This window comes from Arthrobacter sp. AZCC_0090, assembly GCF_014207375.1.
In the GTDB taxonomy this organism is placed as follows: Bacteria; Actinomycetota; Actinomycetes; order Actinomycetales; family Micrococcaceae; genus Arthrobacter.
Map to the genome: position 1 here is coordinate 554,004 of NZ_JACHEE010000001.1, position 18,658 is coordinate 572,661.

Genomic DNA, 18,658 nt, shown 5'->3' on the forward strand with positions numbered 1-18,658 from the left:
AAGCGTGTATGATTCACATATAAGCCACCTTGTGCTCTGCGCCACACCTGCATCGAGCCGCCTCCCGAAGCCGTTTTGTTTCAAACAAGGAAGTTTGTCCATGACAACCCAACCGCGTACCGCTTCAGGGCTCCCGCCCCGGCGCAAAGCAGCCCGAGTGCCTGTCCTCATCGCCACACTCATCCTTTCGATTCTCAGCTACCAACTCAACGCCAGCCTGTTCTCCGCGGCCCTGCCAGCCATGACGGCGCATTTTCAGGAATCCACGGAGAACGTGGCCAAGGTCCAGTCGCTGTTCTTCCTGACCGGAGCGGTCCTCGGCATGGCGTTCTCCCGCTGGAGCGACTTCCTGGGACGCCGACGCACCCTCCTGATCGTCCTCACGTTGATGCTGTGCGGCACCGTCCTCTGCCTGTTGGCGCCGAACCTGACCATCCTTCTCGTGGGCAGGGTTCTACAAAGCACAACGAGCGCCACGTTCACCATTTCCTTCCTGCTCCTGTCGGAACGCTTCAGCAAGCGCCTCTTCGGCATTTCCGTCGGGGTTATCTCGGCGGTCAACGGCGGGATCGGCGGACTCGACGGCTTCCTGGGCGGTTTCATCACCGACACGATCGGCTGGCAGTTCCTCTTTGTCTTGGTCCTCGGCGTGGGCGTGATCGCGATCGTTTTGGTCGCCGTCGTGGTCCCCAAAAGCTCGGCCCGCAAGAGTGAAGGGCGCATGGACTGGTGGGGCGCGGGCACCTTGGGCACGTTCCTGGTTCTCTTGAGCAACCTGATCGGACAGGCTTCCACGTCCGGGTGGGGCGATGCCTGGACGCTTGGCTATCTCGCCGGTGCGGTGGTTGCGGGCTTGGCATTCGTCGCTGTGGAAAGAAGGGTGGCCCGTCCGTTGATCGCCATCGAGCAACTGCGGTCCCGCCAGGTATGGCCCGTCCTGGCCAGTACGGTACTGACCCTCGCCGGCATCTTCTCGGCGCTCAACTTCACCGTGATCCTCCTCAGCCAGGACGCTAAAGCCGGATACGGTCTGTCGGCCTCAATGTCCGCCCTCCTGTATTTGACCCCCACAGCGTTCGTTGGCGTGCTGACGGCGGTGTTCTCCGGCTGGTTCGCGCAGCGCATCGGCTGGTTCAAGGCGCTGCGCATCAGCAGCGGGCTGATCGTCGTGGCTGCGGTCGCGGTCGCCATCTTCGCCGCAGACCGCTGGATGGTTTTCGCTCTGCTGATCATCATGGGAATCCTGTACCTCGGCCAGTTCCAGAGCACCGTCAGCGGCATCGCCGTGTTGAACTCGCCCAAATCGGCACCCGGTTCCGTGCCCGGCTTGAACGGGGCTTGCTTCGGGATCGGAGCCAGCGTGGGAATCGCCGTCGTCGCACCGTCCGTCGCCGCCGGAACCATAGCCGGCTACCAAACGGCCCTGTGGATCTCCGCGGGCTTTGCGCTTGCAGCTTTTGCTGCGTCACTGATCCTCCGCCCCGTCCCTGCGAGCGCCGCGGAGGCTCCCGCCGTCGTCGTCGCCCATGCTTAAGACAACCCTGTCTCACTCAACTACGAAGGAGCACCATGACAACCACCACACCGCAGCCGTTCTATCTCGATTGCGATACCGGCATCGACGATTCCTTGGCAATCGCCTATCTGTTGGCGAGTCCCGAGGTTGAGCTGGCGGGGATCGGAACCGTCAGCGGAAACGTGAGCGCCGCCGTCGGGGCGAGCAATACCCTGAACCTGCTCCATGCCGCCGGCCGGACCGGGATTCCGGTCGCCGTGGGTGCCCACGATCCCCTCACCGGCACGTTCGACGGCGGGGCGCCGCATGTTCACGGTCACAACGGCATCGGCGGGATCACCTTGGGCGAGTCCGGGGTTGAGACCGAATCAGAGACTGCCGCAGAAATGCTTGTGCGCCTCGCCCACGAATATCCCGGCGAATTGCGCGTCATCGCTGTCGGTCCGCTCACCAATCTGGCCCTCGCGCTGGAATTGGACCCGAAGCTCCCGGCACTCGTCCGCGATGTCACCATCATGGGCGGAGCCGCATTTGTGCGCGGAAACATCAGCCCTGCCGCCGAGGCCAACATCTTCAACGACGCGGAGGCCGCGGCCGCCGTGATGGATGCTGCCTGGCCGGTTACTTTGGTCCCCTTGGACGTCACGATGAACCACCGTTTCGATGAGACCCACCGGGCGGCGCTTGCGGCTTCCGCGCATCCAGTGGCCAGCGCACTGTCCGGCATGCTGGACCAGTACTTCGCCTTCTACAACACGATTTTCGGCGAGCGCTGCGCTGCCCTCCACGATCCCCTCGCAGCGGCCATTGCTGTCGGTGCCCTTGAGCTCGACGACGCCCCGCACGTCGGAATTACGGTGGACACGAGCGTAGGTGCCGGGCGCGGCAAAACCCATTGTGAGCGGTTCGACGGCGGAGCCGCCAACGGCTGGGAAGTGCCGGAACGGGCGTCCCGGGTTGTGTTGTCCGTCAAGGGCGACGCCGCTGCGCACCTCTTGGAGCGAATCCTGTCCCTGCCGACCGCCGGCTGAAAGGCTTGACGATGAACACTTCCGAGAACACTGCGTCTTCCGGCACCGAGCCCAGCCAGGCCGACCTCGAGTTGCAGCTGCACCGCGCCATTTCCCTCGCCCGGGCGGCCCGGGACCGCGGCGACCACCCGTTCGGAGCGGTCCTCTTGGCCCCGGACGGGACCATTGTGGAGGCCATGAACACTGTCAACACGGAACACGATCCCACCGGGCATGCCGAGACCAATTTGGTCCGTCTCAGCGCCACGACGCTTGATGCCGGGGCGTTGGCCGGCAGCACCCTGTACACGAGCACCGAACCATGCGCGATGTGCACGGGAGCCATCTACTGGGCGGGCATCGGACGTGTGGTCTATGCCTTGTCCGAGAAGGATCTTGCCTCAATCGTCACCGAACAGTCCGGAGTGCCCACCCTCGACCTCCCCTGCCGCGAAGTCTTTGCCCGCGGCGGCCACAAGGTCATGGTGACGGGTCCGGTCCCCCTTCCCGAGGCAACAGAAGTCCATGTGGGCTTCTGGCACTAAACCGGAAACCCGACACCGCCATCCAGCACCACCAGAAGGACAACTCATGCCCATCCCCACCACGCTCACAGTTGTTGGCAGCCTCAACGTCGATCTGACGTGCCGCGTCCACCGCCTCCCCTCCCCCGGCGAAACCATCGGCGGAGGCACCCTTACCCGCCAGCCCGGCGGAAAAGGAGGCAACCAGGCCGCGGCCGCTGCAAGGCTGGCGGGTGCGGCCCGCATGGTGGGCGCGGTGGGCGAGGACCCGGATGGCCGGCTCCTCATGGAGGCACTGGAGCGGGCAGGGGTTGATATTTCGGCAGTAGAGCCGGTCTCCCCGCCTACGGGCACGGCGTTGATCGTGATCGACAGCGATGGTGAAAATCAGATCGCCGTTGCGCCTGGCGCCAACGCTCTGGTTTCCCTGGATGGCGCCGACCTCTCCGACGGCGGGCCGGTGCTCGCACAGCTGGAGATCGCCGTCGAAACCGTGCTGGAAGCCGCACGCCGTACCAGCGGGTTCTTCGCCCTAAACGCGGCACCGGCCCAGACGCTTCCGGCCGAGCTTCTGGAACGATGTGACCTGGTGATCGTCAATGAGTCGGAGTACGAACTCATTCCCGAGCTCCGGAACGCCAAACGGGTGGCCGTGACGTACGGCGCCGGCGGGGCATCCATGTACTCGCAAGGGCTCAAGACCGCCCATGCGCCCGCGGCCAAGACGAGCGTCGTGAACAGTGTGGGTGCCGGCGACGCCTTCTGCGCAGCACTTGTGCTGGCCTTGGCCTCGGGTCTGGATGAGGAAAGCAGCCTGGCGACAGCTTGCGCGGTGGGGGCCGCCGCCGTCGGGAGCGAACTTTCACAACCGGAGTTCGAGCGGCTGGACCATTACGTGGATGGGCGTTCCGTCCGGCGCGCCTAAGTTCCTAACGCCCGGATTCAGGTCTGCGCGCGACCGCTTGAGCCCAGTGAACCGCGGGCCGCGCCCACCATGCCTTCCACCGCGCGGGCAAGGTGCGTACCGCGGTCGCTGACGCCGTCCCAACGCACCAAAGCCTGCGCGTTCAGGCCGTCCACCATGCCCAGGATCTGCCAGGCTACGGACGAAGCGTCGAAAGTCTCGAACTCACCGGCCACGATCCCCGCTTCGACAACGCCCTGCACCACTTCTTGCCAAGCATCCATCTGCTCACGGACGCACGCCGCAAGCGCCTCGTTCCGGCGCCCCAGGGTCCACGCCTCGACCCAAATGGCAGTGACGTCAATACGGCTGTTATCCATGAGCGTCTCAAGCAACATCCCGAGCCGCTCCAAGGGAGTCGGCAATCGATCGAGGAGGCCCGAAACCTCGTCAGTCTCCGCAGCTACGATGGTCGCAAAAATACCAGCCACAAGGGCATCCACATTGGGCTGGTAATGCGCAACAAGGCCTGAAGCCACGCCCACCCGCGCAGCGACGTTGCGCAGCGTGATGGCCGAAAGCCCCTGCTCAAGCGCTATTTCCTTGGCAGCTTCGGCTATTTCGGCCGCGCGTTCGGCCGGCGTCTTCCGCCCAGTGCGTTTCTGTATGGTGCTTGACATCACACAACAGTCTAAAGTAGTTTTCTTGTTGTTGATCATGCGATCAATAAGGAATTTCGGAAACCAGAAATCCCCAACACGCCGAATCGAAAATGCTCTGCCCCAAGCCAAAGCAAGGACGCCCTGGCCCGCGGGCAACTACCTCAAAACCCACAGGAGACTTCCATGGCCTGGAGAATGCCAGCTGAAACCGCACCACACGAGCGCACCTGGATGGCGTTCCCCCGCACCGGCCTGACGCTGGGCGACGACCCGGCGTCAGCGGAAGAGGCCTACGCCACCTGGACCGCCGTCGCCCACGCCGTGGCCGAATTCGAACCCGTCACCATGGTGGTCGACCCCAGCGAACGTGACCGGGCCAATCGCATGCTCGGCTCCGGGATCGAGCAGCTTGAAGCACCGCTCGACGAATTCTGGATGCGCGATGTCGGACCCACCTTCGTCGTCGACGACGAACGTCCAGGCGTGCTCGGCGCAGTGGATTGGATCTTCAACGGCTGGGGCGCGCCGGCCTGGTCCGAGTGGCAGAAGAGCGCCGGGATGGCACGCTTCGTCGCCGACAAGGCCGGTGCGGAACTGGTCGCTTCGCTGCTGGTCAACGAAGGCGGAGCCATCCACGTCGACGGTGAGGGCACCGTGCTCGTCACCGAAACGGTTCAGCTGGATCCAGCCCGGAACCCCTACGCCGACAAGGCACGCGTCGAGGCGGAACTGTCCCGAACGCTGGGCACCACGCACACTGTGTGGGCTCCGCGGGGCCTCACCCGTGACTACGAGGACCTCGGAACGCGCGGCCACATCGACATGGTTGCCACCCTGCCCTCCCCCGGCCGGGTCTTGTTGCACTCACAGACCAACCCCGAGCATCCCGATTTCGAGGTCAGCCGTACCCTGCAACGTTTCTTCGAGACCCAGAAAGACGCCACAGGCAAGCCGTTCGAGATCATTCCGCTGCCTGCGCCTCAAACCCTGCGCGACGAAGAAGGCTTCGTCGACTGGAGCTACGTCAACCACCTCGTGGTCAACGGCGGCGTGATCGCCTGCGGGTACGGCGAAGAGCGAGCTGACGCGCTGGCCGCCGAGATCCTTGCTGAGGCCTACCCGGGCCGCCGCGTCGTCACCCTCGACGCCAGGCCGATCCTTGCCCGGGGCGGAGGCATCCACTGCATCACGCAGCAGCAACCCAAGCTCAACGGGCCGGTGGCACGATGAGCCGCTTCGACGTCGTCGAGGCCTCGATCGCGCAACTGCGGGCCGCTCTCGACACCGGCCAGGTGACCAGCGAGGAACTCACCCGGGCCTACCTGGACCGCATCGACGCATACGACCGCAACGGCATCAAACTCAACGCACTCGTGGTGATGAATCCGGAGGCGCTCGCAGACGCCCGCGCCTCAGACGAACGCCGGACGAGCGGCACCACCCTCGGGCCCCTTGACGGCATTCCGTACACCGCCAAGAACAGCTATCTGGCCAAGGGGCTCACGGCCGCCGCGGGCTCCCCCGCGTTCGAAAACCTCATCGCCCAGCACGATGCCTTCACCATCGAGCGCCTCCGCGCGGCAGGCGCCGTGCTTATCGGCCTGACCAACATGCCGCCGATGGCCAACGGCGGCATGCAGCGCGGCGTCTACGGCCGCGCCGAAAGCCCGTACAACGGCGATTTCCTCACCGCGGCCTTCGGCTCCGGTTCCTCCAACGGTTCGGGAACCGCCACCGCGGCAAGCTTCGGTGCCTTCGGGCTCGGCGAGGAGACCTGGTCCAGCGGCCGCGCACCGGCGTCGAACAATGCTTTGTGCGCGTACACCCCCTCCCGTGGGGTCATTTCGGTGCGAGGCAACTGGCCGCTCGTTCCCACCATGGACGTGGTGGTGCCCCACACCCGGTCCATGGCCGACCTTTTGGAATTGCTTGATGTCATTGTTGCCGACGACGCCGAAACCCGCGGCGACTTCTGGCGCGCGCAGCCGTGGGTTGAGATACCGGCCGCATCCCAGGTCCGTCCGGCTTCCTACCCGTCACTGGCACCTGCGGGCCCCGACGGCGCTCGCTCGGCTTTGAAGGGCAAGCGCTTCGGGGTGCCGCGCATGTACATCAATGCAGACCCTGACGCAGGCACAAGCGAAACCCCCGGCATCGGCGGACCCACCGGCCAACGCATCCAGACGCGCGATTCCGTGATCGAACTCTGGGAAGCCGCGCGGCGCGACCTCGAAGCAGCAGGAGCCGACGTAGTACTCGTGGACTTCCCCGCCGTCTCCAACTACGAGGGCGACCGTCCTGGCTCACCCGCTATCGCCACGCGCGGACTGGTGAGCCCGGAGTTCCTCCGACGAGAAATCGTCGATCTCTCGGCGTGGGCCTGGGACGACTTCCTCTCGGCAAACGGGGATCCGGCGCTTAATAGCCTGGCCGACGTCGACGGCACCGCGATCTTCCCGCACCCCGAAGGCACCCTCCCGGACCGCTATGACGGGTTCGACGACGACATTGCCGACTACCCCGCGCACATCCGTGCACACCGGGTATCCTCCGTCACCGATATCCCCCACCTCGAAGAAGGCCTCCGCGGCCTCGAAGAGACCCGCCGGGTGGACCTCGAGGAATGGATGGACCGCCTCGGGCTCGACGCTGTCATCTTCCCCGCGGCAGCCGACGTCGGACCGGCCGACATGGACCGCAACGACGCCTCAGCTGACCTCGGCTGGCGCAATGGCGTCTGGGTCGCCAACGGCAACCTCGTGCCGCGGCACCTGGGCATCCCGACCGTCACGGTTCCCATGGGGACCATGAGTGATACCGGCATGCCCGTAGGACTCACCTTCGCCGGCCGCGCCTACGACGACACCACGCTCCTGGCCCTGGCCGCAGCCTTCGAAGCCACGGGCGCGCGCCGCACCGCTCCCCCGCGCACCCCGCGCCTCGACTGACAGATCAGGTCGATTCGTCGTCGAAAGGGGCCTTCTGCCCGGCCGCCAGCCGCACGACGGGCCGGGCAGGAGGCGACGCCGGAGGCGGTGTTTGGATGGAGGTGGCAGGCTGCGGAGGGGCCTCTTCCTCCAAGAGGGCTTCGCGGATGATCCGGCGTGGATCGTATTGGCGTGGATCCATTTTGCGCCAATCGATATCCTCGAATTCCGGGCCGAGCTCCTGGCGGATCTTTTCTTGCGCGCCGGAGGCCATGCGCCGCAATTCGCGGATAAGCCGTCCAAGCTTCCTTGCATACTCGGGAAGTTTCGTTGGTCCAAGAACCAGCACGGCGATGATCAGGAGAAGGGCCACCTTCTCGACCGAAATGTCGATCATGGATCCATACTAGAGCTGCCGCCGGGCCGTTCGCGTTGACGCCCGGCCAGCTCCGATGACCCTCACAAAACTCAAGAAACGCGTCCGGGATTCCAGGGCGCAAGAAGGTCCAACAGGACTACGATGGTGGCGCCGGGTACCCGGCAGCCGTGGTTCCTTGGGGCTATCCCGGATGAGGATGTGGGTTCATGAGCGAAACAGCCGTACACAAGACAAATCTCACTCGCGCGGCATTGTGCGTGGGAATCAACAACTTCAAGAATCTGCCGCAAAGCAGTTGGCTCCACGGGTGCGTCAACGACGCGAACGACCTCGCGGCCTTGTTGCGGGAGCAATACGGTTTCGCCCCTGGCGACGTCACTGTCCTGGTCGATGCCGAAGCGTCAAAGACGGCCGTCCTTGGGGCGTTGACCGGGCTGGTGGAACGCGCGGAAAGCGGAGACCTAGGCCAGATTGTGTTCACCTTTTCCAGCCACGGCACGCAGATCCCGGACACGAATGGCGATGAGGCCGACGGCCTGGACGAATGCTTCGCGTGCTACGACATCGACAGCGCCGGCGATTCCTGGAACAAGGACACCGTGATCATCGACGACGAGTTGCACGAACTGCTGCTTCGCCTTCCCGCCGCAGCACGCATGGACGTTGTCCTGGACACGTGCCACAGCGGCACCGGCCTGCGCGCCTTGGACTTGATCCCGGGGCGGCGCCCCCGATTCCTGCCGCCCCCGACCCCCGAGGGACTAAGGGACGTGGAGAACCTCGAGACCACCCGAAAGCAGTCACTGAAGGAACTGTCCGAGCGCACCCAAGGCGCCGACGGCGGACAAGCGGTGCTGATGGCCGCGTGCAGGGACGACCAGACCGCCACAGATGCGTTCATTGACGGCAGATACAACGGAGCATTCACCTACCATTTCGTCAGGACCCTCAAGACGGATCACTCCTTGTCCAGAGCCGAGCTGCTCAAGGCTGTCTCGAAAGCGCTCAAGGAGGGTCGGTTCGACCAGGTGGTGCAGCTGGAGGCCACTGCTGCCCAAAAGAACGCCAGTTGGGGATCCTGAGACTGGCCTAGGAGATGGCGTAGAACGCGACGGCGAGCCCAGCAGTCATCAGGGCCTCGCGGACCCCCTTCCGGCGAGGGACAGCATGCGATTTGCTTTCGGCAGGCATCGCGAACGTGCCCAGCAGCCACCCTGTGGCCGCGAAGAGCATGAGCAGGGCTCCCATGATGTCAACAAGGATGGTCCCGAGTTCGTGTGCTGGATGACCCGAGGCCGATCCAGCTCCACTCGCCGCGGAGAGCAGCACCCAGCCTGAAAGGGCCGTCATCAGCGCGCCATAGATCGCTGAGAATCGACCGGTCTGGCCGGGCCCCTTCCCCTGGTACACGATTCTCGCGGCGAAAGAAACGAAGACAAGGCCGATCACTACCCCCAACGGCACGACGGCGAGCGGCGCCCATCCCAGCCCCACCACCACCATCGCCGCGGCCAGGACTCCTGCGGCGGCCGCCTCAATCCGGGCAGCTACGCTTGTGGCCCGGAAGATAGCTCCGAAACCCAACACAGCTGCCGCCCCGAAAAGCAACAGCAGAGCACTGACAACAAACCAACTTCGGAACATACCCTGTCAATCCTCCTGCGCACTTCCGGCTGAATACCACTCGCAGTCATATCACCCCGGAATGGGAGAACCCTGCACGCCCTGCAGCGTCCGGGTCTCCAGGAACCGGAGAGTCCGCGCCGTCCTTGGACCAGGGCGTGTCGGTCACCTCTGGAACAGCAGCGCAATGACTCCGGAGCGGACAATGATTGTGGCCCCGAGAACGATGTACACCGCAGGGATGACCCAGTTTCCGGCCCGGCTCCAGACACTACCTCGTTGGAGCAAGGGGTCTTGCGCAGTGCACAATCGCGCCTAGCGGTGCCGGCCGCGGCAGGGAAAATTTCCCTTGCTGGCGCCATCGACCCGGCCGTGGCAGCATCGGACGATGACTACAGATACCCGCCCGTACGTCGAGCCCGAGCGCCCGGAACCTGCAGTTCCGCTACTCGGCGGGGACGTGACGGAGGGGCTCGTCCGGGTGGGCGATACAGTCCGGCGCCCTGCAAGCGACGCTTCGCAGCGGGTCCGCCGTCTCCTGGACTTCCTGCAATCGGCCGGATTCCAGGGAGCGCCCCGTTTCCTGGGCATCGACGAAAGCGGCCGAGACACCCTGAGTTTCATTCCTGGGGACACCGCCGGCCGCCCTTGGCCGAGCTGGGTCGCCGACGAATCGAGTGCCGTCAGCGTGGCGCGCTTGGTGCGGAGCTACGACGATGCTGTGAAGCCGCTTGGTGTACCCGGCTGGGCACGCACGGGCGCCGATGCCGATCCTCAAGGGTGCCCGAGCTCGATTGCGGGACCGGCAACATTCCTCGCCCACATGGACATCACCCCGGAGAATGTCGTCTTCCGGGACGGTTCCGCCGTCGCCCTGATCGACTTCGATTTGGTGCGCCCCGCAAACCGGGTGGAAGAAGTCGCGAACTTGCTCCTCTGGTGGGGCGCCTGGATGCCCGTCAGCGACCGCGATCCCGTGATGCGAAAGGTGGACGCAGCCTCCCGGGGTGCCACGCTGGTAAACGCCTATGGCCTTGGTCCGCTTGATCGCGCCGAGGTAGTTGACGTGGCCAGGAACGCCGCGGAGCGCTCCTGGCATTTGATGGGGCGCAGGGCGCTCACAAAGGGCGGCGGCTGGAAGAGGATGTGGGATGAAGGCGTCGGTGACAAGATTCTTCGCCGCCAAGCGTGGCTGGCCGAAAACGCGGCAGTTCTCCACGCCGCAATAACGTGACCTGCCTCTAAGCTTCGTCGAGGTGGCGCAGGATAAAAGGAAGCGTCGTGCGCATGGTCCGGAGATCGCCGTCGCTGGCTGCTTGCTCCCCAAGGTAGTCCCCATGGTTTCCCGGCACGATCATCAACTGGCTCCCCGGGATGGCCCGGACCAACTGCACTCCGTGCTCGGGCCTGATCACGTCGCGGTCGGCGAGCAACACGAGAGTCGAAACCGTGATGGAGCCTAATTGTTCGTCGGACCATCCCGGAAAGTCAGCATTCGCTAGCTGTCCAGCACAAAAAGTTTCTCAAGGTGTTGAGGGTCCGGATTGAGCTTGAGGTCGGCCTCGCGGTAGGCCTCGGGCATGTCTGCAGAGGTGGCGTTTTGGAGTCCATCCCAGAATCGTTCACCATGAACCTCCTAGTACATCCGGAGGGAGCCGTTGTGCGCGTAACCGTACTCAAACTCCACGTCCCCACCCTAACCGCCCACCATGGCTACATGGCAAGGGCGCAGGAGGACGTGGTCACCCTCCCAAACGAAATTGAAGGGACAAGTGCACCCAAAACACTCACTCGAGGGCAAGGCCGGACACTCATTTCGCCCATTCGCCCACCTAAGGCGGCTACATATTCCGCTTAATGAGAATGAGTATTGATAGCATCAATGCTTATTCATCGCTCCTACCCGAAAGTTCCCCATGCACTCTGCCCTCCTGGTTCAAGACTTGAGTGTGTCCCTCCGGGGACGCGCCCTGATTGAAGGAGTCAGCTTCGCTATTGACCCGGGTCAAAGAATGGCTCTTCTCGGAGCCTCGGGTTCGGGCAAGTCCCTGACCGCCGCCGCACTCCTGGGACAGCTTCCAACCGCGATGAGTGCATCCGGGCGGTTGCAGATCAACGGAGTGGAGGTGCCGTTGTCCAAGAGGCGAAGCAGTCGCGCCGGGATCACCGCAATCCATCAGGACCCCATGGCGGCACTGAACCCCTTGGTGCGCCTGGGCAAACAGCTTGAGATCCCGCTGCGGCATGCGGGCCTCCCGGCCTCCATGGCACGGAAACGGGCACTTGAACTACTCACGTCGGTGGGAATAGAGCAAGCCGAACGGACCATGGAAAGCTTCAGCGGCGAATTGTCGGGCGGTCAGCTGCAACGGGTCTGCATCGCACTCGCCTTGGCCTGCCGTAGCACCGTTCTGGTGGCGGATGAAGCCACTACCGCCCTGGACATGGTCAGCCAGGCAAAAGTCCTCGATGCCCTTGCACGGAATTTCACATCCGCCGGCGCAATGTTGTTCATTACGCATGACCTTGCTGTCGCTGCGGCCTTTTGCCACCAAGCCCTTGTCCTGAAGTCAGGCAGGATCGTCGAAAAGGGATCGATGGAGTCCCTTGTGGACCGGCCGGTGCACCATTACACGCAGCAATTGGTGGAAGCCGCCCATGTCGGCTTTGATTCCCTTCCCCCGGAAGCCACAGCATGAATGCTGTATTGAGCGCCGACAACCTGGGACTCAGCTACCTAGACAGAGGATTCCTGAAGCAACGCTCAGCCCGGCCCGCATTGCAGGAGGTTTCCCTCAGCGTTGCCTCCGGGGACAGCATCGGCTTGGTGGGTGGCTCGGGCGCCGGAAAATCGACCCTCCTTCGTATCCTTCTCGCGCTGGAAAAACCGGATGCCGGAGCCGTGAAGTTCAACGACACCCCGGTGGTGCCCGGCTCGGCCTCGTCGTTGAGGTGGTACCGGCGCTTGGTGCAGTACATCCCACAGAATCCCGCGACGAGCCTCGACCCGGGCATGAATGTGGAGCGCCTCCTCTTGGAACCACTGAGGCAACTGCGCATCAGCGGAGACCACCAGCGCATGGTCCTGAACGCCTTGGAACGAGTCGACCTGGATCCAGGACTGCTAACGCGTCGGCCACGTGAGCTCTCCGGCGGCCAGAACCAGCGCGTGGCCATCGCTCGTGCCTTGGTCCCGTCGCCGAGCATCCTCCTTGCGGACGAGCCGGTCAGCGGGCTCGATCTTCCGCTCAGGAACAGAGTATTGGCGCTGATGGAACAACTGATCCATCGGGACGGACTCGGGCTCCTGTTTGTCTCGCACGATCTGGCTGCCGTCGCCCGGTTGTGTTCGCAGACGCTGGTTCTCTCCGGGGGACGCATCGTGGAACAGGGACCCACCGCAGCCGTGTACACCGACCCGCGGGCCCCGGAAACCAGGGAGCTCGTAGCTTCGATCCCCCGGTTGAGCAGATTCAAAGGCACCCCATGAATGCAACTACTACGTTGAACTCACGCCCGGAAACGGCGCCTCGACTCTTGCTCGCCAGCCAGCTCATCTTCAACCTCGGCTTCTACTCCGTTGTCCCCTTCTTGGCGGTCTCCATGCGTGAGGACTTCGGCATGGGGGCAATGGCCGTGGGGATTGTCCTTGGTGCCCGCACCTTTGCCCAGCAAGGACTGTTCCTCGCGGGCGGCGCGGTCGCGGATCGTTGCGGAGCCCGGCCTGCGATGATCGCCGGATGCCTGGCCAGGATCGCTGGCTACGTGCTGTTGGCCTGGGCCGCGGATTTCCCCCTTTTCCTCCTGGGAGCCGTCATCACGGGGGTGGGTGGCGCCCTCTTTTCTCCTGCGTTGGAGAGCCTTGTGGGTGCGGCCGAAGAGCGACGCGCCGCCGCGCACCCACGCAGAACCACGTTGTTTGCCCTGTTGGTCATTTGCGGGGAAATCGGGGCCGTGGCCGGTCCGTTGCTCGGGTCCGTCCTGCTTGATACAGGCTTCGACTCGGCCCTGTTCGTTGGGGCGGGTGTCTTTGCCTTCATGGCGGTGGTCTTCCGCTTCTTCCTTCCAGCGGCTAAGGCGAGCGCCGTCAAACCTTCCGCCGGGCACCCCGCCGCCGCACCGCCGTCGGGCACTTGGTCATGCCTCAAGGAAAAGCGCTTCGTCGCCTTTGCGGCCTTCTACAGCATCAACCTCTTTGCCTACAACCAGCTCTACTTCGGGATGCCGATCGAACTGGAACGAAGTAGCGCGGGACCAGGTGCGCTTTCCGCGATTTTCGCCTACGCGTCCGTTCTGACCATCGCCCTGCAGTGGCCCATCGCGAGGCTCATGAAACAGAAAGGACCGGGCGTTGCGCTCGCCACGGGATTTGCCATTCACGCCTTGGGGTTCGTGGCTATCTCAGCAATGGCCGTCTTCCCGCCGCCCGCCGCATTCCCTGCGCTGCCGGCGTTCCTGCTGGTCACTGCGCTCGCCTTTGGGCACATGTGCGTGGCACCCGTTGCCATGGATCTGGTCCTCGATTTTGCCTCAGGACGCCCCACCGGCGCTTACTACGGATTGCTCGCGAGCTGCGGCGGAACGATGGTTCTCCTCGGCAATGTGGTCCTTGCTCCGCTCTATGAACATGCCACCACGCCATCCCTGGCCGCGGCCTCTCCATGGCTGGTGTCGGCAGTCTTCGCCACAGTCTCCGCTTCACTCATTCGTCGCTTCCTTCCGGCACGCATCCCGGCGTCGCGCCCGCAACAACTTCAACCTGCCTAATCCACTCACACCCACGAAAGAAAGGCACCAATCCATGGCCATTTCACGTCCAAAAGCAGTTGCCGCCATACTCCTCGCCTCCGCAATGGCTGCCGCCCTCAGCGGTTGCTTCGCGCCAGGCAACACGCCAGCCGCCAGCAGTACTGACTCCCGCATCAAGGTGGCCATGTTGCAGCCACCCCGGTCGGGACTCACTCCCCTCAGCGACGATGCTTTCAAACTCTCGCGTTGGAAGACCGCGGAGACCCTGGTTGTCCTGGATGCCCTCGGCGATGCCCAGCCATCGCTTTCAACAGCCTGGAAGCAGCTGGACAGCAAAAACTGGCGCTTCGAGCTCCGTGGAGGTGTGAAATTCCATGACGGGACGCTACTGACGGCGGAGCAAGTGGCGGCATCGTTGACGGCGGCGGCCAATGCCAAGCCCAAGCCGCGAATCCTCGACGGCGTCCAGCTGAGCGTCCGGACGGACGGCGGGAACGCCGTCGTCGTCTCCACTCAGGCAAACGATCCGCTGGTTCCCCAGCGGCTTTCGAGCCCCCAGCTTTCGATCCTTGCCGCATCCGCCTACAAGCCCGGCGGAGTCGTCAGCCCCATCAACTCCGGCACCGGACCCTATGTCCTTGCGTCCGCGGACGGTACTAGCTCCGCAACCCTCAACCGTTTCGCCGACTACTGGGGAGAGAAGGCCGCAAGCAGCGGCGTCGATGTCCAGTACGTCCCCGACGGCACAGCGCGCGCAGCCGCGCTGAGGACCGGAACTGCCGACGTCGTGGAGGCAATTCCCGTAGGCCAAGTCGCCCAGATCAAGGCCGACTTGATTCACGAAGTGCCCATGCCCCGCACCAATACCCTCTACCTGAACACCAAGGCCGGACCCTTCGCGGATCCGTCGGTCCGGGCAGCGGCACGCATGTCGATCGAACGGGCCACGATTGTTGAACGGGTCTACGAGGGACGTGCGGACGTCGCCGAGGGCCTCCTGGGCCCGGCCCTCCCCTGGGCGGCCAAGGAACGGCAAAACACCTCATACGTCGAGGCCCTGAAGAAGCGGGCAGAAGCGGCCCCCGCCGCTGGCCACCGCATCAAGCTCGGCACGTTCACGGACCGGGCCGAGCTGCCCGAGGTCGCCGTGCAGCTCGAGCAACAGCTCGAAGCCGCCGGCTTCATCGTGGAGCAGGAAGTCCGCGAGTACCAGCACATCGAGGCGGACGCCCTGGCCGGCAAATTCGATGCCTTCATCCTGTCCCGCGCCACGGTCCTGGACTCCGGCGACCCCGTGGCCTACATGTTCAGCGATTTCGCCTGCAAAGGGTCCTTCAACATCTCCCAGTTCTGCGATGCGGAGGTGGACGCGGCACTGAGCAAAGCATCGGCGATTCCCGCAGGCTCTGAGCGTCGGGCAGCAATCGCCGCCGCCGAGGCACTGATCCTCTCGAAGGACGCGGCCGTGCCGCTGCTCCACGAACGCGTCATCCAAGGCGAATCAGCAAGAGTCCGGAATGTGGAACGTGATCCCCGCGAGCGCGCACTGATCACCAGCAAGACAGGAATCACTGACTAATGTGGGCCCCGGCGTTCATCAAAACCGCGGTTTCCCGAACCGTGGCACTCCTCTCGATTGTTGTGCTGATCGGGCTCTTGCCATGGCTTTCGGGACAAAGGCCGGAATACACCATCCTGCGGGCGCGGTACGCCGACCGGGAAGCGACTGATGAAACGCTGGGCATGATCCGCGCGGAGCTCGGGCTCGATCGAGGACCCCTGCACATCTTCCTTGACTGGGCCGGAGGGCTGTTGCGGGGAGATATGGGAAATTCCTGGATCACCAACACGCCTGTTGGTCCCGGCACCCTGGAAACCCTGGGAGTCTCCGTCACCCTGATGGCCTGTGCGGTGGTCGTCGCAACAGTGGTGGCTACCGGCCTGTGCGTTCCGTCCGTGGTGCGGGGGCTGGCCGGGAACCCCGGGCGAGGCTCCGGCGTCGTGGCGGCGGCCATGACCGCCCTCCCTGAGTTCCTTTTGGCAGCGATGCTCCTTGTGATCGGTGCGGTGTGGCTTGGCTGGTTTCCGCCATACGGCTGGCAGGGCCTGGACCACGCGGTGTTGCCGGCCCTCTCTCTTGGCCTGCCCGCTGGCGGCCTGATCGGACGCCTGCTTTCCGATGCGGTCAGCTCGGCGTTCGCGGAAAAATGGGTGGGTACCTGGGCCATGGCGGGAGCAGGCCGCGTCAGGCTCACCGCGGCCGTACTTCGCCGCGCCCTGCCGTCGGTGATGAGCCAGATCGGGCTTGTCCTCATCGGCCTCACCGGCGGGGCGGTTGCCGTGGAGAAGGTTTTTGCGATTCCCGGGTTGGGCCGGGCAGTCCTGGGCGCGGCAAGCGCCCAGGACATACCCGCGCTGCAGGCAGGAGTGCTGGCGCTTCTGCTACTGGCCGTTGGAGCAGGTTCCGTGAGCGCAGCGGCCCGGTACCTCTTGCTGGGAGCCGCACTGCGTTCGGGGACAGTTCCTGTTCCGGACTCGCCGGGAAGATCACGACGGCGGGATGTCGCCATTCTGCTCGTCGCTGCGGGAGCGTTGCTGCTCATCGTCGTCGCGGGCTTGCTGCGCGATCCATTCACGTCGAGCCATGCACGGCTTGCGGGCCCGGGCTTCGAGCTGCCCTTCGGGGCCGATGCCAGCGGACGCGACCTCCTTGCCCGGGTGGGACACGGTGCCGTATCCACTTTGGGAACGGCTTTGCTCGTGGTTCTGGCTTGCCTTTTGATCGGGATCTTCGTCGGGCTCTTCCCGATCGCGGCGACCGGTCCCCTTGAAGTAGCCAACGCCGCTCCACCCATCCTGGCCGGATTGATCGTTGCCGTGGTGACCGGGGCGTCGGCCGAAGGCGCAGCGATTGCCGTCACCCTGGTCAGCTGGGCGCCCCTCGCCTCGCACACTGCGGCCTTAGCGCAGGAGGCCAGGGCGCAACCCCATGTGAAGATCCTTCCGGTCCTGGGCGTGGGGCGGGTCCGGATCCTCTGGCGCTACATCGTTCCGGCGATCCTTGGCCCCGTCTTCAGGCATTCGATGCTCCGGATACCGGGAATCGCGTTGGCCCTTGCCGCCTTGGGGTTCCTGGGGCTCGGGCCCCATCAGCCGTCGCCCGAGTGGGGCCTCATCCTGGCTGAGGGGATCAATTACGTGGAGCGGGCGCCATGGGCAGTTGCCGCCCCGGCATCGGCGTTGATCCTCGCCTCGATCCTCGCAGTGTCCATGTCGAGCGTGACGTGGTCGCGCAAGGATCAGCCTCTTGTTGCAGCCAACCGAATGGGAACGTAGCCCTGCCTGCGGCCGTCCTCATCGAGGAGGTTTCCGACGAGCTTCGTCGTTCGCATCACCACCGAGCGGTCAGCAATGCGAACGTCCGGGAGCTGTCTCTCGATGGCCGCCTCGAGCCGTGAAATGTCCTCGAGCGTGCGCATCCACACGGCCATGGCGATGTTGTATCGGCCAACCACCGACATGACCGTACGGATCTCATCCAGGCGACTCAGCTGACTCCCGACACGTTCGGTTTGGGCCGCCGGGACGGAAAGAAAGTACCAAGCGTAGACCGGCCAACCGGAGTGCGACCGGACAATTTCAGTACGAAGTTTGAAGGTGCCGGCGGCCAGCTGGGCGTTGATGGACTCGCGTACGCGGCGGGGAGCGAGGGCGAGGCGTGCGGCAATCGCCCCAGCCGTAGCCCGCCCATTGCGAGCCAGCTCCAGAGCGATCGCATCGTCAATCTCGCTACTCCCCTTAGTCCGAGCCCTCCCGGGTGCCAATCGGCGGAGCGCTTCCACTTGGGCCCCGTCGAGTGCGCGGAGGCGCCATTGGCTGGCGTCCGTCAAAAGCTTGGCAATGGGGTGGGAATGGACTCTCGCCACGAGGTCCAACGTTTCAATACGCTCAAGCAGGTATCGGTACAGGGCTTGGTCAGTGGCAGCCGCCACGGTGACCACCAGATCCCTGGCTCCACCGGTGATATCGACCGTCAGGGCTTCGGAATCATTCCCCAGAACGTGCGCCAATTCCAGCAGCTTGCCCGGCTTCGCCTCGATTTCGACAATCGCGCCAACCGGCGACGAGCCAAAATTCGCATAACCGGTTACCCACGTGAGGCCCTCGCCTTCGAGCTTTTCCCAACGGCGCGCCAACGTCACCGGATCAACCCCCAGGATCTTCCCGAGGCTCGTCCACGATGCCCTGGGTTGGACTTGGAGGGCGTTCAGTAGCTGGAGATCCAGCTCATCAAAAGCCATTTCCTGCAGATTCTCCAGTTTCTCTGTCACTATCCTGCGATTCTCAATGAATACTATCGCTGA

General features: G+C 64.3%; 18 protein-coding genes. 13 read left to right on the forward strand and 5 right to left on the reverse strand.

The genetic code is table 11. From position 1 onward, the window contains the following. Nucleotides 1-100 precede the first annotated feature (100 nt). The 4 genes from HNP00_RS02615 to HNP00_RS02630 are packed head-to-tail and all read left to right on the forward strand — an operon-like array spanning nucleotide 101 to nucleotide 3,975. A complete protein-coding gene (locus HNP00_RS02615; RefSeq protein WP_184735540.1) occupies nucleotides 101-1,534 on the forward strand; it encodes an MFS transporter in 1,434 nt (477 codons plus the stop codon). Nucleotides 1,535-1,569: 35 nt separating this feature from the next. After that, nucleotides 1,570-2,547, forward strand: a complete 978-nt coding sequence (locus tag HNP00_RS02620; protein ID WP_184735542.1) for a nucleoside hydrolase — start codon at nucleotides 1,570-1,572, stop codon at nucleotides 2,545-2,547. Nucleotides 2,548-2,558: 11 nt separating this feature from the next. Beyond that, nucleotides 2,559-3,071, forward strand: a complete 513-nt coding sequence (locus HNP00_RS02625) for a nucleoside deaminase (RefSeq protein WP_184735544.1) — start codon at nucleotides 2,559-2,561, stop codon at nucleotides 3,069-3,071. Nucleotides 3,072-3,117: 46 nt separating this feature from the next. After that, on the forward strand, nucleotides 3,118-3,975 hold the full coding sequence (locus HNP00_RS02630) for a ribokinase (protein ID WP_184735546.1): 858 nt from the start codon (nucleotides 3,118-3,120) through the stop codon (nucleotides 3,973-3,975). A gap of 17 nt (nucleotides 3,976-3,992) precedes the next feature. Here the strand turns inward: HNP00_RS02630 and HNP00_RS02635 are convergent, their stop codons facing one another. Next, nucleotides 3,993-4,634 carry a TetR/AcrR family transcriptional regulator gene (locus HNP00_RS02635; RefSeq protein ID WP_184735548.1) on the reverse strand — a complete coding sequence of 214 codons (642 nt, stop codon included), beginning with the start codon at nucleotides 4,632-4,634 and terminating at the stop codon, nucleotides 3,993-3,995. 165 nt (nucleotides 4,635-4,799) lie between these two features. On the opposite strand from HNP00_RS02635, the gene HNP00_RS02640 reads away from it, so the two are divergent. Continuing rightward, entirely contained in the window at nucleotides 4,800-5,846 is a 1,047-nt protein-coding gene (locus HNP00_RS02640) for an agmatine/peptidylarginine deiminase (protein ID WP_184735550.1), read from the forward strand. Next, the gene (locus tag HNP00_RS02645; RefSeq protein WP_184735552.1) at nucleotides 5,843-7,564 is read left to right on the forward strand and encodes an amidase; all 1,722 of its coding nucleotides are present in this window, start codon (nucleotides 5,843-5,845) and stop codon (nucleotides 7,562-7,564) included. The genes HNP00_RS02640 and HNP00_RS02645 overlap by 4 nt, the downstream gene beginning before the upstream one ends. A gap of 4 nt (nucleotides 7,565-7,568) precedes the next feature. Here the strand turns inward: HNP00_RS02645 and HNP00_RS02650 are convergent, their stop codons facing one another. Further along, nucleotides 7,569-7,940, reverse strand: a complete 372-nt coding sequence (locus HNP00_RS02650) for a sec-independent translocase (protein WP_184735554.1) — start codon at nucleotides 7,938-7,940, stop codon at nucleotides 7,569-7,571. 188 nt (nucleotides 7,941-8,128) lie between these two features. Between HNP00_RS02650 and HNP00_RS02655 the strand changes: the two genes are divergently transcribed. Beyond that, nucleotides 8,129-9,004 carry a caspase family protein gene (locus HNP00_RS02655; RefSeq protein ID WP_184735556.1) on the forward strand — a complete coding sequence of 292 codons (876 nt, stop codon included), beginning with the start codon at nucleotides 8,129-8,131 and terminating at the stop codon, nucleotides 9,002-9,004. A gap of 7 nt (nucleotides 9,005-9,011) precedes the next feature. Here HNP00_RS02655 and HNP00_RS02660 read toward each other — a convergent pair whose 3' ends face one another. Continuing rightward, nucleotides 9,012-9,566: a hypothetical protein gene (locus HNP00_RS02660; RefSeq protein WP_184735559.1), complete on the reverse strand. Its 555-nt coding sequence runs from the start codon at nucleotides 9,564-9,566 to the stop codon at nucleotides 9,012-9,014. A 367-nt stretch (nucleotides 9,567-9,933) separates the two neighbouring features. Between HNP00_RS02660 and HNP00_RS02665 the strand changes: the two genes are divergently transcribed. Then, the gene (locus HNP00_RS02665; RefSeq protein ID WP_184735561.1) at nucleotides 9,934-10,779 is read left to right on the forward strand and encodes a phosphotransferase; all 846 of its coding nucleotides are present in this window, start codon (nucleotides 9,934-9,936) and stop codon (nucleotides 10,777-10,779) included. A 7-nt stretch (nucleotides 10,780-10,786) separates the two neighbouring features. Here HNP00_RS02665 and HNP00_RS02670 read toward each other — a convergent pair whose 3' ends face one another. Further along, nucleotides 10,787-10,981, reverse strand: a complete 195-nt coding sequence (locus HNP00_RS02670) for a hypothetical protein (protein ID WP_184735563.1) — start codon at nucleotides 10,979-10,981, stop codon at nucleotides 10,787-10,789. A 480-nt stretch (nucleotides 10,982-11,461) separates the two neighbouring features. On the opposite strand from HNP00_RS02670, the gene HNP00_RS02675 reads away from it, so the two are divergent. From HNP00_RS02675 to HNP00_RS02695, 5 genes are read left to right on the forward strand one after another with little or no spacing between them, the layout of a single operon-like run. Further along, nucleotides 11,462-12,244 (forward strand): ABC transporter ATP-binding protein, encoded by a 783-nt coding sequence (locus HNP00_RS02675; RefSeq protein WP_184735565.1) that lies wholly within the window; start codon nucleotides 11,462-11,464, stop codon nucleotides 12,242-12,244. Continuing rightward, nucleotides 12,241-13,035 carry an ABC transporter ATP-binding protein gene (locus HNP00_RS02680; RefSeq protein ID WP_184735567.1) on the forward strand — a complete coding sequence of 265 codons (795 nt, stop codon included), beginning with the start codon at nucleotides 12,241-12,243 and terminating at the stop codon, nucleotides 13,033-13,035. Before HNP00_RS02675 ends, HNP00_RS02680 begins: the two co-directional genes overlap by 4 nt. Next, on the forward strand, nucleotides 13,032-14,312 hold the full coding sequence (locus HNP00_RS02685; RefSeq protein ID WP_184735569.1) for an MFS transporter: 1,281 nt from the start codon (nucleotides 13,032-13,034) through the stop codon (nucleotides 14,310-14,312). The genes HNP00_RS02680 and HNP00_RS02685 overlap by 4 nt, the downstream gene beginning before the upstream one ends. Nucleotides 14,313-14,346: 34 nt before the next feature. Next, nucleotides 14,347-15,873 carry an ABC transporter substrate-binding protein gene (locus tag HNP00_RS02690; RefSeq protein WP_184735571.1) on the forward strand — a complete coding sequence of 509 codons (1,527 nt, stop codon included), beginning with the start codon at nucleotides 14,347-14,349 and terminating at the stop codon, nucleotides 15,871-15,873. Continuing rightward, nucleotides 15,873-17,630: an ABC transporter permease subunit gene (locus tag HNP00_RS02695; RefSeq protein ID WP_184735573.1), complete on the forward strand. Its 1,758-nt coding sequence runs from the start codon at nucleotides 15,873-15,875 to the stop codon at nucleotides 17,628-17,630. The genes HNP00_RS02690 and HNP00_RS02695 overlap by 1 nt, the downstream gene beginning before the upstream one ends. Here HNP00_RS02695 and HNP00_RS02700 read toward each other — a convergent pair. Further along, the gene (locus HNP00_RS02700) at nucleotides 17,594-18,625 is read right to left on the reverse strand and encodes an Lrp/AsnC family transcriptional regulator (RefSeq protein ID WP_184735576.1); all 1,032 of its coding nucleotides are present in this window, start codon (nucleotides 18,623-18,625) and stop codon (nucleotides 17,594-17,596) included. The two genes, HNP00_RS02695 and HNP00_RS02700, sit on opposite strands and share 37 nt — an antisense overlap. Nucleotides 18,626-18,658 lie beyond the last annotated feature (33 nt).